12 protein-coding genes are annotated in these 15,910 nt (G+C 49.4%); 4 read left to right on the plus strand and 8 right to left on the minus strand.

Going from position 1 to position 15,910, the window contains the following annotated elements:
- Positions 1–208: 208 nt before the first annotated feature.
- Complete coding sequence (locus tag GNP95_RS21970; RefSeq protein WP_155612980.1) at positions 209–760, minus strand: flavodoxin family protein; 552 nt, start codon at positions 758–760, stop codon at positions 209–211.
- 189 nt (positions 761–949) lie between these two features.
- Here GNP95_RS21970 and GNP95_RS21975 point away from each other — a divergent pair, with 189 nt between their 5' ends.
- The 3 genes from GNP95_RS21975 to GNP95_RS21985 all read left to right on the plus strand — a co-directional run bounded on the left by GNP95_RS21975 (position 950) and on the right by GNP95_RS21985 (position 2,995).
- Positions 950–1,195 carry a PspC domain-containing protein gene (locus GNP95_RS21975; RefSeq protein WP_330163564.1) on the plus strand — a complete coding sequence of 82 codons (246 nt, stop codon included), beginning with the start codon at positions 950–952 and terminating at the stop codon, positions 1,193–1,195.
- A gap of 58 nt (positions 1,196–1,253) precedes the next feature.
- Entirely contained in the window at positions 1,254–1,922 is a 669-nt protein-coding gene (locus GNP95_RS21980; protein WP_155612981.1) for a PspA/IM30 family protein, read from the plus strand.
- 251 nt (positions 1,923–2,173) lie between these two features.
- A complete protein-coding gene (locus tag GNP95_RS21985; RefSeq protein ID WP_155612982.1) occupies positions 2,174–2,995 on the plus strand; it encodes a nucleotidyltransferase in 822 nt (273 codons plus the stop codon).
- 471 nt (positions 2,996–3,466) lie between these two features.
- Here the strand turns inward: GNP95_RS21985 and GNP95_RS21990 are convergent, their stop codons facing one another.
- The 7 genes from GNP95_RS21990 to GNP95_RS22020 all read right to left on the minus strand — a co-directional run bounded on the left by GNP95_RS21990 (position 3,467) and on the right by GNP95_RS22020 (position 12,716).
- A complete protein-coding gene (locus tag GNP95_RS21990; protein WP_155612983.1) occupies positions 3,467–4,402 on the minus strand; it encodes an SPFH domain-containing protein in 936 nt (311 codons plus the stop codon).
- Positions 4,402–4,836: an NfeD family protein gene (locus GNP95_RS21995; protein WP_155612984.1), complete on the minus strand. Its 435-nt coding sequence runs from the start codon at positions 4,834–4,836 to the stop codon at positions 4,402–4,404. Before GNP95_RS21995 ends, GNP95_RS21990 begins: the two co-directional genes overlap by 1 nt.
- Positions 4,837–5,108: 272 nt before the next feature.
- Positions 5,109–6,500 (minus strand): L-cystine transporter, encoded by a 1,392-nt coding sequence (locus GNP95_RS22000; RefSeq protein ID WP_155612985.1) that lies wholly within the window; start codon positions 6,498–6,500, stop codon positions 5,109–5,111.
- A 447-nt stretch (positions 6,501–6,947) separates the two neighbouring features.
- Complete coding sequence (locus tag GNP95_RS22005) at positions 6,948–9,008, minus strand: methyl-accepting chemotaxis protein (RefSeq protein ID WP_155612986.1); 2,061 nt, start codon at positions 9,006–9,008, stop codon at positions 6,948–6,950.
- A gap of 139 nt (positions 9,009–9,147) precedes the next feature.
- On the minus strand, positions 9,148–9,993 hold the full coding sequence (locus GNP95_RS22010) for a sugar ABC transporter permease (protein WP_155612987.1): 846 nt from the start codon (positions 9,991–9,993) through the stop codon (positions 9,148–9,150).
- Positions 9,990–11,291, minus strand: a complete 1,302-nt coding sequence (locus tag GNP95_RS22015; RefSeq protein ID WP_155612988.1) for a sugar ABC transporter permease — start codon at positions 11,289–11,291, stop codon at positions 9,990–9,992. The genes GNP95_RS22010 and GNP95_RS22015 overlap by 4 nt, the downstream gene beginning before the upstream one ends.
- Positions 11,292–11,381: 90 nt before the next feature.
- Positions 11,382–12,716: a sugar ABC transporter substrate-binding protein gene (locus tag GNP95_RS22020; RefSeq protein ID WP_155612989.1), complete on the minus strand. Its 1,335-nt coding sequence runs from the start codon at positions 12,714–12,716 to the stop codon at positions 11,382–11,384.
- Between the two features lie 704 nt (positions 12,717–13,420).
- On the opposite strand from GNP95_RS22020, the gene GNP95_RS22025 reads away from it, so the two are divergent.
- Positions 13,421–15,163: an alpha-glycosidase gene (locus tag GNP95_RS22025; protein ID WP_155612990.1), complete on the plus strand. Its 1,743-nt coding sequence runs from the start codon at positions 13,421–13,423 to the stop codon at positions 15,161–15,163.
- Positions 15,164–15,910 lie beyond the last annotated feature (747 nt).

Genomic DNA, 15,910 nt, shown 5'->3' on the forward strand with positions numbered 1-15,910 from the left:
ACTTTCACAAAATATAATTAACCATACGCTTATCATAATCCTGCAATGTTAAAACTGTATAATGCGCGAATTCCACTCGGCCGAATTTCAGAACGCCAAGCACCGCGCGTCGGGAGCCTCGCACGGTGCTAAAAACCTTCGGCCCAAGCGCTTCTACCCCGCTGAAGCCCAATTTACAAGAGTTAAACCCATGATCTTTTGCTTTCCTTTAACAACCGGCCTCTTTCTTCAATTCGCGGTTTAACCATTGCGCCTCCGCAAGCGCTCGTGAATCGCCTTTAATATCGCCAGGCCGGCTGGCTTTACCGATGACATAGCCTTCCAGCGGCATGCCCACGAAATCGAAAGTGTATTTAAGCATCTGAATGAGCGGCAGCGCCTTGATCCGCGGATTGTCTCCCCCCACGACGATAACATAGGCCTTCTTCTTCGCCATGACTTCTTTGAAATTATACCGGGTGTCGCGAAGGCTCTGCGACCAGCGGTCGATGAAGTTTTTTAATATCCCTGAAGGTCCATACCAATACACCGGTGTAGTGAACACGAGAATATCGTGCGCCAGCACCTCTTGAACGATACCGTCATAATCGTCGTCAACGGGGTCGAATCCGCCCTCCTCATGCCTCTGGTCATGAATCGGCCTTATCGTTTTTCCCCGCAGATAAATATCCGTCCGCTCCAGCCCATCCAGCACAATCTCCGTCAGCGCCTCCGTATTGCCCTCTTCTCTCGTACTTCCATGCAGAACTGCGATCCTCATGCGGTCCACTCCTTCGCTTATATGTTTGTTGCTGCTTGCCCCCCACCTTCTGGCGAGGAGCCAACCCGACTATGGTCGGGGTCAAAAACCGTCCCCAGCCGGTTATGCCCCTCCCAAAAAATCGATAAAATAAAGTCATAAACAACGGATTGCATCATCCCGATGACAATATATGAAAGTGAGTGAAGTATGATGAAGAAATTGTACCGTTCGAGAACCGATAAGCAAATTTCCGGTCTGTGCGGAGGTATTGCCCGCTATTTCAACATAGATTCGACCGTAGTTCGTCTAATTGCCCTGATCGCAGCGATTTGCAGCTTCGGCACCGTCGTGGCCATCTACCTTATCGCCAGCCTGATCGTTCCTAAAGAACCTGCCGGCCTGCACTACGATTACAACGATTACGGTTATGATGAGCATTACTCGAAATTCTAATATTTTTTAACCAATGATTTAAGCTGTTAAAAATATACAATAAAAAGGAGTTCTGAACATGAGCATATTGAACAGACTATCCAACTTGACGAAAGCAACGATTCACGAGGTACTGAACAAACTGGAGGATCCGATCCTGATGACAGGACAGTACTTAAGAAACCTGGAAGAGGATATTGCCGCAAAAGAGAATTTACTGCGTGAGCGCAAAACTGCCGCTAAAGTGAGTGAGCAGAAGAGCCTTGAAGCCGCGCGTAATGCCCAGCTGCAGGAAGAAAAGGCGCTGGAAGCATTAACTGCCGGTAATGAAGAAGCTGCCCGCCGCGCTGCCGTAGCCAAAATCCATTATCAAGACGAGGCTGAGCAACTCGCGGCTAACGCCAAGCAGGCCGAGAGCCAAGTGTTCGAATTGGAGCTGCGTTTGAAGGAAGCAAAGGAAGAGCTGGCCCGCTTAAAAGAAAAACGCAAAGAACTGGCAGAACGCGCACGCAAGGTGGAGCAATCCAGCAGTGCGGAAAGCCCGAATTTCAGCTACGGCACCTTTAGCGGAGCAGCAGCAAAAGGCTTCGAGCGCATGGAGGAGAAAATTTCCGAATGGGAGGCCGCCATGGCAAAATCCGGCTATAGCCCCTTCTCCGCAGACACAGCTAACCCTGACAATGACCCGGCTGTAAGCGAGGAGCTGCAGCGTTTGAAGGATCAGCTGTCCTCTGATAAAAACAAATAATCGCTCCAATCGCATCAACAAGCAAAAAAGCCCCTTTGAGTTCATTAGACTAAGCTAATAAAGAGGATATATGTTCAATACATGAGCATATATCCTCTTTTCTCGCCTAATTGTCGGCATATTCATAAATTTGATATGATAAATGGGATGTTAATGAAAGGAGCATTAGATATGTGCTGCTCATGTTGCCCAGTAGTAGATATGCAAAATTCCCTTTAAATTTCTAAAATAATTGGGAGGTTATTTTGTATATGCTATTCCAGGAAAAATTAATTAATGTAGTTAAAGAAAAGTGTGAGAGTGATCCTCGTATTTCTGCGTGTATGATGTATGGATCGTTTACAAAAGGTGAAGGGGACAAATACTCGGATGTTGAGTTCTATGTCTATTTAAAAAGTACGGAGATTGGGCAGTTTGAGTCTTCTGACTGGATGAAAGATATTGCCCCTTATGATCTACTCTTTTTTAATGAATTTGGAACTGAGGTTGTCGTGTTTTCCAATTTAATTAGAGGGGAGTTTCATTTCCAGCCTGAATCTGAGATTGAAGTTATTAAGACATTTAAAGAGACAGGTGTGTTCCCTGACACGGAATCCATGTTTATTTATGATACTACAGGCAAATTAAAAGCATGTTTAGATGATCTAAAGGGTGACGGGCCAGAGAGAATGACAAATGAAAATGTCAATTTTGCTTTTAATAACTTTGTAAATGCATGGATCATGGGCACCAATGTTTTAAAAAGAGGGGAAACAGCACGTTCGCTGGAATGCCTGACATATGTTCAAAAGTACGTTTTACAATTAATCAGGATTCGCGAAAAGAACGTAGAGCGCTGGCTTAACGCTACAAAAAACTTAGAAGCTGATCTTTCAGAAAAGGCGTATGGAGAGTATGCTTCAATGACCTCAAGGTTAGATAAAGAAGATTTATATCATGCCTACGCGAATGCACTGCATGTAGTTGAAGAGTTAGTCCTTATCCTTGCTGATAATTATCAATTTGATATTAATGTAATGTTCTTAAAAAAATTACATTCTCATTTGCGGAATGACCGGTTGCCCTTAATGTGACTAACGCTCCCTACCTATTTACGCCGAGCTGAATCGGCCAAGCATGAATCGCGGATTTTCTCGTTGTAAATGGATTTATGGTAGTTAGATTCTGCGGCAACGAAAGGAAAGTAAATTTAAATGGATATCATGTCGTTAGAAGAAGGGAACTGTCCATCGTAGGCCGGATTCTTGATTTTAAGTGCATAAAATCCATCTAATTCCCTGAAACATTCGTTTAGAGCATAATTAGATACATGAATTCCATTTAGTTTGCGGCAGCTTAGTCTTTGGCAGCTTAATGTTCGGAAGCTTAGTGTTCGACAGCTTAACGTTCGAGTCCGTAAGCTTATATAAGATAAGCTATAGAACGGGATACAGGCAAGGAGAAATGGATTCCAGTGAAACGCACAGCTTTCTAAAAAAAGGGGCGCCCCTCCGTCATCTATGATGACTCTGGGACAGCCCCTTCCCTTATAATTTAGGCAACGATTATTTCTTGCCTTCTTTGTTCTTGAACATTTCGCCGATCGCGCCAATGCTGCCCAGCGTTTCGATCGCATTCGAAGGAATGAACACTTTGTTCGCAGGTCCTTTGGACACTTCGGTTAATGCCTCGAAGGAACGGTATGCAAGCACCTGCTCATCCAGGCCAGCTTCACGCAGCATCTGTATTCTGGACTTCTCGGCTGCGGCAACCGCTTCAATCGCCTTGGCTTCCCCGAGTGCTTCCAGCTCTTGAGCTTGACGGAAACCTTCCGCTTCGCGGATACGCGCTTCCTTGTCACCCTCGGCTTTGAGGATCTTACTTTGCTTATCCCCTTCAGCGCGAAGAATCATGTCTTGCTTCGCCGCTTCCGCCTCGAGAACAATCGCACGCTTGTTCCGCTCAGCCTTCATTTGCTTATCCATCGCATCCTGAATATCCAGCGGAGGCTTAATATCGATAACCTCTACGCGTTCGATGCGCACGCCCCACTTCTCGGTTGCTTCGTCAAGGGCAATCCGGATATCCGAGGAGATCTTCTCCCGTCCAGACAGCGTCTCGTCGAGCTCCATCTTACCGATGATTTGACGCATCGTTGCCGTCGTGATGTTGCGCACGCCGTATACATAATCAGAAATGCCGTACGTCGCTTGCTCCGGTCCGACGACCTGATAGAAAATGATCGTATCGATTTGTACCTGTACGTTGTCTTTCGTAATCACGGTTTGCGGAGGCACGTTGGCCTGTTGGATCCGCAGGTCGTGATAGATCCGAACATGGTCGATGACCGGGATCAGAATGTTGAGACCCGGCGTCAGCAAGCGGTGGAATCTACCGAGCCGCTCCACGACTCCCACGCGTTGTTGAGGCACGATTTTGACTGTAAGTGAAATAAAGACAAATACGACGACGGCAATAACTACAATAATCGCCCATTCCATTAAATGAATTCCTCCCATCGTTCTACTTCAATTATGCTGCTTCCGCGTTTCATTACCCGTACCAGCTCATCCTTGCCAATCTGCTGTGTAGATGTGGCGCTCCACGTATCTCCACCGATTTTTACGATGCCATATTGGCCCGGTTCAATCGCTTCCACCACGACTCCCTGTTTCCCCACAAGTTCCGTACCGGCATCCTCATAACCTTTGGACGCCCGCAGTCTCTTCGCCAGCGGTTTCGTAAATGCCGTCAGCACGAGGGCGATAACACAGCCTGTGATGACCTGGAGCAAGAAAGCATCCGGGGCAATCCAGGCAACCAAAGCAGCCGCCCCCGCCCCGACACTTATCCAAAGGAGATAAAAGGTCAAGGTCATCATTTCAAGCACTAACAATATTCCGGCGGCAATCAGCCAAATAACCCATGCATGCATCTACCGATACACCACCTTTCCGCAATGATAATATTATATACGGCGTTCCAGGCAAAAAGTATCAAGAATTAAAACCCTATTGTGCAAATACTTAGCAAGCAATAAGATAACGTTCTCTCCATTTACCCTTATTTTCAAGAATACCAAAATCAAGCCGATTTCACAGTTAATTTCTTCCTGTTTCTCTTTGGCTTGTTCATAAAAAAACAGCCTGAGGAGATTATCCCCAGGCTGCCTTATCTAAATTCAATAATTCTTATCCAGTCAAGCCATTATGCTTGGGCAACATCAATATCGACATTGCGTTTGAAGACCTCCAGATCGTTCTCGCCAAGCACTTTGCCGGTAATGACGCCGGCCGCAATGGAGTCATTCACGTTCAGCGCCGTGCGTCCCATGTCGATCAGCGGTTCGACGGAGATCAGAAGCCCAGCCAGAGCCACCGGCAGGTTCATCGTCGACAGGACGATCAAGGATGCGAAGGTCGCCCCACCGCCAACGCCTGCTACACCGAAGGAACTGATCATAACGACAAGGATCAGCGTAAGAATGAAATCCCAGCTTGCCGGATTAATGCCTACCGTTGGTGCGATCATAACGGCCAGCATGGCCGGATAAATGCCGGCGCAGCCGTTCTGGCCAATCGTCGCCCCGAAGGAAGCCGACAGGTTGGCAATGCCGTCAGGCACGCCCAGCCGCTTCGTTTGCGTCTCGACGTTCAAAGGAATCGTCGCCGCGCTCGAACGCGAAGTAAAGGCGAACACGAGCGTTGGCAGTACTTTTCTAACATATTGCACCGGATTGTATCCGAAGATAGCGAGCAGGATAAGATGAATGATGAACATAACGATCAGAGCCACATAAGATGCTCCGACGAATTTAATCAGCTTCAGAATCTCCTGTGGATTCGTCGTAGCTACTGTATTCGTAATGAGTGCCAGGATCCCATAAGGCGTCAGCCTGAGTACCAGCGTAACAATGCGCATGACGACGGCATACACTGCATCCACCATCTTGCGGAACATCTCCGCTTGCTCCGGTTTCTTCCGGTCCAGCCCCAACACCGCCACTCCGATAAACGCTGAGAAAATAACGACCGCAAGCGTAGATGTACTGCGTGCTCCCGTCATGTCGGCAAAAGGATTTTTCGGAATGAAATCGAGAATTTGCTGTGGAATCGTCTTGTCCGCCACATCCCCAAGACGCTGCTCCAGCTTCGCGCCTTGTTCAATTTCACGGTCTCCCGCCGGAATCTCCAGCGCCTTCAAATCGAAGCTGAGTGTAGTAACGATACTGACCGATGCGGCGATCGCCGTCGTGATCAGCAATACGGCGATAATCAGTCCGCTGATTTTGCCGAGATTCTGCTTCCCCTTCAGCTTCATAATGGCGGAAATGATCGATACCATGATCAGCGGAATAACGACCATTTGCAGCAGACCGACGTATCCGCGGCCAACAATATTGAACCAGTCTGCCGATTTGCCGATGACCGGGGAACCGGATGGAAAGATCAACTGCAGCGCAACACCGAACAGAATGCCCAGCCCCAGCCCGGTGAACACCCGTTTTGTGAAAGAGATATGTTTCTTCTGCATCCAGAAGAGAAGACCTAGCAATACGAGCATAACCGCTATATTAAGTATGATTTGCAAAGTTTCCATGGTTAAACTCCCCTTTTCACTTAATATTTGACCACTGGTTGTCAGTATTAAGTTTCATTTACAGACGTAATATTATCATAAACTCAACTAAATGGGTAGGATTAATTTATTATAAAATTACAGTCTATTTTCTCTCATATTTCCTTTGTGGAACAAGCCATATCCCCCACTTATTCCCTCCTCTGTAAAGCGATTATTGCGCAACCAATTCACGGTTAATATCTCATGGAGGGACTGGTCCGATTCAAGAAATAATTGGGAATGGCATCCATTTCATTGAAGGGCCGTGCCTTTCCAACGTTTTAACCAGTCCGGAAGAGCCTGACACATCATTATATGCGAAGCCCATTCGAATCATCTCAACAGCCCCGTACTCGCTTATTCTTTCAGCAAAAAGGCCAGGCAACGAATTGCCTGACCTGATACAACAAAACGGTAATTGGACCGCTACATAGAATCTATCTGAAAAGAACTCAGCGATTGTTTCAGCGTTTCCGATAACCCCTCTAACCGATTGGACAGCTCGACGAGTTCCTCGCTGATTTTGAACTGCTCCGAGGACATGGACGCGACCTCTTCCGTAGATGCTGTCGTTTGCTGAACGACAGAGCTTACGCTGGCAATGAATTCGGACAGCACCTGCTGAGATGACCTTAGCTCATGCACGGAGGCTGAAGAACTCTGGATATCGGTCACGAACCGCTCCATTTCCTGCGCTACATCCAGAAAAATCGACGAGGCATCCTTCACCGACAGCAGCTGCTCACCAAACATGGGGGTCACCTGCATCAAGACGTTGACCGTATTCTCAATCGCTGTCTGAATTTCCTCCGTCATAGCCGACACGGTCTGAATGGCTTCATTGGACTCTGCCGCCAGCTTGCGGATTTCCTCGGCGATGACCACGAAGCCCTTGCCTGCCGCACCAGCTCTGGAAGCTTCAATGGATGCGTTCAGGGAGAGAATGTTTGTCTGCTTCGTCATTTCCACCATCGGCGCAAGTATGCTCCGGATCGAATGGGTGCTCTGGCTCAGCTTCGCAGAATTCTCTTCGATCAGCCCGGTCATTCGGGTGACCGATTCCGTCTTTTCGACGAGATTGTCCATATATTCCCGACCCTTTCGGCTGACTTCGCTGACTCTTCCGGCGGATGCGTCCATGGACGCGTTCAGGCTCATGACGTAATCCATCTGCTGCCCGATTTCGCCGGCAATATCCACCCCCTTCTCGGCCTCCACCGCCAAATTCGCTGCACCGGCAGCGATCTCTCCCGTAGCCGAAGCGATTTCTCCGGCAAATTGGGATGTATCCCTTGAAGCCTTTGCCAAGTGTTCCGCATTGATTAAAAGCTCTTCCGCAGACGTATTCGTCCGTTCGACCAGCAGTGAAATTTGCTCCAGCATCCTATTGAAGCTCTGTCCCAGCTGACCGATTTCGCCCCGGCTCTTGAAGTTCGTCCGTACCCGCAGGTTGCCCCGCTCCCCTTCCTCCATTAAACGGCACAGCTTCATGAGCGGTTTGCCGACCATCCGGAACAAATAATACCCGATAGCCAAAGCAACCAATACGGCAAAGCATAAAACAAACACCATCACCCAGATCAGCTTGTCCGCTGCACTGAGAAAGTCGCTTTCCGGGGCGTACCCGACGATACGCCAATCCACGGATTGGAGCTGCCTGTACACCACCAGCTGCTTAACTCCGTTAGCATCCTCCATTGTAAAGGAGGCCTCCCCGATCTGCAGCTGCCGTTCATCCAGGCCGACATCGGATGTTGTCTCGATGAGCTCCGGATCCGCTGCATGAACGATAACGTTGTCGGCGGTTAGAATGCGGACCTCGCCGGAGCGGCCCATTTTTAAATTGGAAAGGGTATGCCTCAAGGCCTCATCTTTAATTTCAATGAGCAGTATGTATTCCGCCTCCGGGTGCTTCAAGTTTTGCAGCATCCTCCCCATCGTCACCGACGGCTTCGCGAAAGTCTCGAAGAAGCCCTGTTTCTGTCCGGGAATCCATAGCGGCTTTCCTTGCGCATCCTGTATCGCCTTAATCTTTGTCTGCACCGCATCCTCGTTGCTCGGTGGACTGGCGCCTGAGCTGGCATATGTATTCGAGAAATCCCCCGGCGAAATCAGCCTGATGCCTACCAGGCGTTCGTCCGATCCCCGCATGGCGTCCAGCTTATTGCGAATCCGCGTCTCCGCCTCGGTCTTCCTGACAATGTCAACATTCTGATTGGTGACGGTCTCCAAATCCGCCCGCAGCACTTGGTCGACGGCAAGCTGCCGCGAGATCGCTTCATACTCCGCAAATAAAAAGTCCAGCTTGTCCGCTGCCTGCTCGATCGCTTGCGACGACGCGAGCCCTACTTGCCCCCGGATAATCTGTTTAGACATTAGATAAGAACTAATGCCAAGCACGGCGGATACAATCACAACTGCAGCAAATACAACGATAAATATTTTCACGCCTACCGACTCAAGCTGAATCCGGCCCCCACGCTTCATGATGTTGTCACCCTTTCATAAAGAACACACTTCGAAAACTCATATCCATTCGGATTCTCAAAAAAGGTATAGTCTCCAAATAAACGAGTCTATACCTTCTGTCTGATATATATGCTATTCTCGCACCGTAACGGCAGCATCAGCCTTTGCTGGCCCCTGAAGTAAGTCCGTCCACAAGCAGCCGCTGCATGAACATGAACAGAATCGTAATCGGCACGGCAATGAGCACCGCTCCGGCAGCGAACATAGTAAAGTTCGAGTTCTGATTGGCCTGAACCATATCCCACATCCCGACGGCGACCGTCCATTTATCCTTGCTCCGCAATATCAGTCTGGCAAAAATAAAGTCCACCCATGGACCGACAAACTGCAGCAGGGCCATATAAGTCAAAATCGGCTTGGAAAGCGGCAGGATAATCGATGTAAATATCCGGAAGTTGCTTGCACCATCAATCCGGGCGGCCTCATCAAGCGAACGCGGAATGGTGTCGAAGAAGCCCTTGGCAATCAGCGTCATCCCTAGCGGAGCCCCTGCCGCATATACCAGAATCAGAGCCAGATGCGTATCGAGCAGCTGCATTTCCTTCAGCAGCAGAAAAATGGCAATCATGCTCATAAAGCCCGGGAACATCCCGAGTACCAAAATAACGGATAGCGCATTTTGCCGCCCTTTAAAACGAAAGCGCGATACGGCATAGCTCGTTAGCAGCGTCAGCGTTACACCGAGCAGCATGGAGAATACGGATACCTTCAGCGTATTCATGTACCATTGCGGGAACAGAATCGTCCTGGAGTTGAATAACTCAACATAATGCTTCAGGGTAAGGGTCTCTGGCAGCAAGGTTTTGCTGTAGAGCGATGTCCCTGGACGCAGCGAGCCGAACACGATCCAGAGGGCGGGATAAATGGCGCAGATGGCCAGGATCGCCAGCGTGATATAACTAGCCGTCAATCGTATGTAATTACGTATTTTACGCCTGCTCATTGGATCATGTCCTCCTCTTTAAACGATTTCGTTCTGCGATAGTTATAGATCGAAAATGAGGCGATGATCAGGAATATGATAATGCCGACTGCGGAAGCCATATTGTATCTGTTCTGGTTCAAAGTCAATTTATAGAGCCAGGTAACGAGCAAATCGGTAGCACCCGCATATTGGTAATCCCCTTTGACCGGATCTCCTCCCGTTAGCAGGAAAATCATATTAAAGTTATTGATGTTTCCGGCAAACTGCGCAATCAGTGTGGGAGCCGTCGTAAACAGGATCATCGGCAAAGTGATGATGCGGAATTTTTGATAACCGCTCGCACCATCCACCTCGGCGGCTTCGTACATATCGCGCGGGATCGTTGTCAGCACGCCCATGATCAAGAGCATCGATACCGGAATACCGACCCACATATTGACAATGATCACTGTTACCTTAGCCCAGAACGGGTCCGTAAGCCATGGCAATCCGGATAGTCCGAAATAACCGAGATACTGATTAATCGGGCCGAACTCGCCGTTAAACATGTTTCTCATCACCAGCAGTGAAATCAGCTGCGGAATCGCGTACGGCAGGATCAGAATCGTTCTCCAGAAGCCTTTGAAACGAATGCCCTTCTGATTAATCAGGAGTGCAACAAGCAGGCCGCCGAAATAAGTCGTCACCGTGGATAAAATCGCCCAGATGATCGTCCAGGTCAGCACGCCGTAAAAGGTATGGCTCCAGGTTTTGAGGGCAAGCAGGTTTTTGAACGTTTCGAAGCCTACCCAATCGACCAACTTCCCTGGCGGTATGTGGTTTGGCGCGGAATAGTTCGTAAAGGCGATCATGACCATGAAGATGATCGGCATGATCGTGAAGAACAGTATACCCATTGCGGGAATACTCAGGAACGCCTGCGCAAATTTATAATCGAGAACATAACGGACCGATTGCCGGAAGTTATGAACCGGTCTGCCTTCATCGCGCTGCGCGCCTATCTTTCTCGCGTCCCGAATGTTGAAGTAATATACGACGAGGAATACGATGAGATACAGAAGCGTAATCAAGCTTTGAATCAATATAAAGATGGAGTGATCATATTGCCCGGGCTGCATATTTGCAGCGGTTCGCGGCGTTTCGCCCAGAGTGACGATTCCCCAAAACGCATATCCCAGGTTAAGGATAAAATACATGACGGACGCAGCTTCGAACGCCATCATTAGCGCGCCCTTCATATATTGTTTGTTATAGATTTGGCCAAGGCCCATCAAGAGTGACGACAGTACTGTTGCCCGTGTGCGGTGTCGGCTCATTTCTCCTCCTTCTCCTCTCCCTTGATCATCAAAGGAATTACCCGCCGCAGACCGCGACGGGTGAATTCATTTCCGTTGTAGGCCCTGTAATTACTCCGCAGCCAGTCCGTTGTTCAGATCTTTGATTTGCGTGATCGCTTTCTCCATGGCAGCCTTAGGGTCGGTTTTATTGTCCCAAATGTCGGCCATGGCGGCATTTACAGGCGCCCATACGTTGGCCATTTCCGGAATGGAAGGCATCGGCTCCGAGTTTTTAGCCTGCTCGGCGAAACCGGATACGATCGGATCGTTCTTGATTTGGTCGGTCTCCAGCGCTTCCAGATTCGTAGGCACCGAGCCGATCTTCTCATTCAGCAGCAGCTGAGCTTCTTTGGTCGTTGCAAACTGCGCGTACAATTTAGCCGCATTCGGATATTTCGCAAAGGAGCTTACGGTGTAGATTTTAATGCCCGAGAAGGTAATTGCCGGTTTGCCATTCACTGTAGGTACCGGAGCAATCGCCAGGTTGTCGCCAAGAGCATCTTTGTAACCGGCAACCTCCCATGGCCCGTTGATATCCATGGCTACATCGCCTGCACCGAACAGGCCGCGTTTGATATCCGGGTTAATGTCTCCGCTCTTGATCGGCAATATTTCGGCCAGGCTTTGATACACCTTCATACTCTCGGCTACGCCTTCATGGGCAAGGCCAATATCGTCCTTATTCGTGCCGTTGTCGCCATAGAGGTAACCGCCTCCGCTAGCGATAAACGGATAGTTGAAGTACATATTTCCAGCTTCCCACATCAGGGCATATTTCTTTTTGGATTTATCCGTGAACGTTTTGCCGAATTCAATCAAATCCTCAAAGGACTTTGGCGCTTCAGGAACGAGTGATTTATTGTAGAAAAGAGCTGTCGTTTCAGCCGCTCTCGGATAACCGTAAAGCGTTCCCTCGAAGGTAGCGCCGATAATCGAAGCTTCGGTATTGTTCTTCTTCGTCTCCTCTGCAAAGACGTCATTGGCCAGAATCAATCCCGATGCCGCAGCGTTCCCCAGATGGTCATGCGGAATGATGATCACGTCCGCACCTAATCCCGAAGGTCCGTCCGTCGTTAATTTACCCACTTGATCAGTAGTGGCTACTTCTTCAATTTTCACCTTAACGCCGTACTTCTCCTCGAACTGTCTGGCGATTTCCTCAGTAAAGGGAACCTCTTCTCTACTCTCCCAAACCAGGAGCTCCGCCCCTTCCTCCGGCACCAGGTCTCCGTCCTGTACCGCGGTATTATTTTCTTTGTTATTTACTGCATTTGACGGCGCCGGAGTATTCGGGCCTTCACCCCCGCCAGTATTGCTCTTAGTGCCGCAGGCGGTCATGGAAGCTGTCAGAGTCAGTACAGCGACCAGCAGCAGCGCTTTTCTAAATGACCTTTTGAAATTCATAAAGCTAACCCCTCCTAAAAATTATTACGCTTACAAATGCGGAAATTGCGCAAACGATTTCAAAAAATGCGATCATCCTGGTTGTTTGGTATGTATAATTTTGAAATCCTGACCAAATCCCCACCTAGAAAGCGCTTTATCCTCGCCCACATCATACAACACATCAATTCTCATGTAAAAACGTTTGCACTTGTCGTTTATGTCATATAACCTTCTATTTAATCTAAATAACTTCCAATATCTCGCGTTTTCACATTAAATCTTAAAATTATCCAACTTGTCCGGAGCTGCATCCTGGCCTGGTTAGTCTATAAATCTATGTATATTGCGGTTTCTTGGGTTTATTACGCGTTATAATCAGCAGAATTGTTTTCTAAATTTTAGGCGTTGATTTTCCGACTTGTGCAATGGTTTGAACAATGCTATAATCCACCATGAATGCGGTTAACTCTTTGCTGGTGCTGCATTTTACGCATACAAACTGAAGGCGCTGTTATCGTTAAGGTACATCCTCGGCTGCTGCTTGTTAGCCTTGATGTGCCTTTTTTACCTGCTCCGCCTTCACGTTACTCATCCATAAACCAGCTTGATAGGAGAGTCATCCGCCTGCGAGTATAGAATTGCCGTATTTCGATCCATACTTAAGCCAATCATTCCGTGCGATTTCTGTACTCATATCACTCATTGTTTAGGAGGAATCTTGCATGCTGCTCGAAGCTGTCTATCACCGTCCCAAACTGAACTGGTCCTATGCCTACGATCGGGAGACGATCCACCTTCGCCTCCGGGCCAAAAAAGATGACCTTACCCATGTCTATGCCTTTACCGGCGACAAATACATATGGGATCAAAGCAAAGAATTGATTCCGATGTCCAAAATGGCCTCCGACGAGTTGTTCGACTACTGGGCTTGCGTCGTAAAGCCGCCATACCGCCGATTGAAATACGGGTTCCTGCTGCAAAAGGGCGAGGAGCAAATCTGGATGACAGAAAGCGAGTTCTCGCAGGAGCGTCCGGCCGTTCCGGATCGGCTGTTCGATTACCCTTACATCAATCCGGCGGATATATTTACCGTACCGGAATGGGTGAAGGACGCGGTGTTCTATCAAATTTTTCCCGAGCGCTTCGCCAATGGCGATCCCAGCTTGGATCCGGCTAATGTCCTGCCTTGGGGCGGCAAGCCGGAGCGGCATAATTTTTTTGGCGGCGATCTGCAGGGGGTCATCGATCACCTCGATCATTTAAGCGAACTGGGGATTAACGCCATTTATTTCACGCCTATTTTTGAGGCGACCACCAACCATAAATACGATACGGCTGATTACATGAAGGTCGATCCCCATTTCGGGGATGCGGAGACGCTGAAGAAGCTTGTCAAGGCATGCCATGAGCGGGGTATTCGCGTCCTGCTTGACGCGGTCTTCAATCATTCGGGGAAGACGTTTGCCCCTTTCGTCGATGTCCTGGAGAATGGCGAGCAATCCCGCTACAAGGATTGGTTCGTCGTCCGCGAATTCCCGCTGCAGGTTAAGGATGGGATTCCGACCTACGATACGTTTTCCTTTGAGCCGCATATGCCGAAGCTGAATACGGAGAACCCCGAGGTGAAGGAATATTTGCTGGGCGTTGCAGAGTACTGGATCAAGGAGGTCGGGATCGACGGCTGGCGTCTGGATGTCGCTAATGAGGTCGATCACCAGTTCTGGCGGGATTTCAGAAAGGTTGTGAAAAAAGCCAACCCGGACGCGTACATTCTCGGCGAAATTTGGCATGAATCGTCCGGTTGGCTGCAGGGCGACCAATTCGACGCCGTCATGAACTATCCGTTCACCGAGGCGGTGCTGGACTTCATCGTCCGCCGTTCCTTGGACTCGGCTGGATATGCGAATGCGATCGGCAAGCAGTTGTCCCGCTACCCGCAGCAGGCAAGCGAGGTGGCCTTCAACCTGCTGGACAGCCACGACACGCCGCGCCTTCTCACCCTCTGCGAGGGCAACAAGGACCTGATGAAGCTGGCCGCGATTTTACTGTTCACATACAGCGGTACGCCGTGCATCTACTATGGCGACGAGATCGGCCTCGACGGCGACCAGGATCCCGACTGCCGCAAATGCATGGAATGGGACCCTGCCAAGCAGGATCGCAATCTGTTCGCCTTCTACCAGAAGCTCATTGCCATTCGGAAGGATCTGCCAGCGCTTCGCACCGGCTCCATCCACTTCCGCGTTGCGGAAGCAAAGGGAAGCAAGCTGGCCTATGAGCGCCGCCTAGGCGAGCAATCGGTGCTCGTGCTGCTGAACAACGACAGCGTCGGCCAGACGATCGAGGTCGAAGCCGCTGGCGAGGCATGGGTCGACGCCTTTGACGGCCGCGAGTGGCCGGTGCAGCACGGCACGCTCTCCGTCAAGCTGCCAGCCTACGGCTATGCGATCTTGACGAGAGCGTAGCAGGCGCGCATCGCCCAGCGGGGCCGCAGCGCTGGCGCTGGCGGCGGCGGTGGCGCTGGCGGGCGTGCCCGCGGGGGCGCTAGCCGTGGAGGCCGCGCGGCGGCGAGCGTGGCGGCGTGGCACCGCCTGTGGCAGTCGGTCGAGATGCACGCTTTGACTTTAACGGACCGAGGTTCCGCTATTTGCAATATATTACCCCTTTTTTGATGTTAACGGACCTAAAAGCCCTTATTGGGCTTTTTTTCATGCCTTTGGCCGCCTTTTCACTACAATAGCGGAACGAGGGTCCGTTAACCTTTCAAAAAACCACGTTTCAGGCAAAATAACGGCTTCTCGGTCCGTAAAGAAATACAACCAAACTCTCCAGGGGAAGCTTATGCCCGGGTGAAACTTTGAGTTGAGGAACAATGGTACAGTGAAGTGACATAGCATACCATTGAGTAACATTTGGTGCGGGATAGTGACTTGTCATACACTGAGTAACATTTGGTGCGGGATAGTGACTTGTCATACACTGAGTAACATTTGGTGCGGGATAGTGACTTGTCATACACTGAGTAACATTTAGTACGGGGAGTAACTTGTCATACACTGAGTAACATTAGTACGAGGAGTAACTTGTCATACACTGAGTAACATTTAGTACGGGGAGTAACTTGTCATACACTGAGTAACATTTAGTACGGGGAGTAACTTGGCGTACATTGGGTAACATTTGGCGTGGTGTAGTGACTTGGCATACGATGA

This window comes from Paenibacillus woosongensis (assembly GCF_009725165.1).
Lineage (GTDB): Bacteria > Bacillota > Bacilli > Paenibacillales > Paenibacillaceae > Fontibacillus > Fontibacillus woosongensis.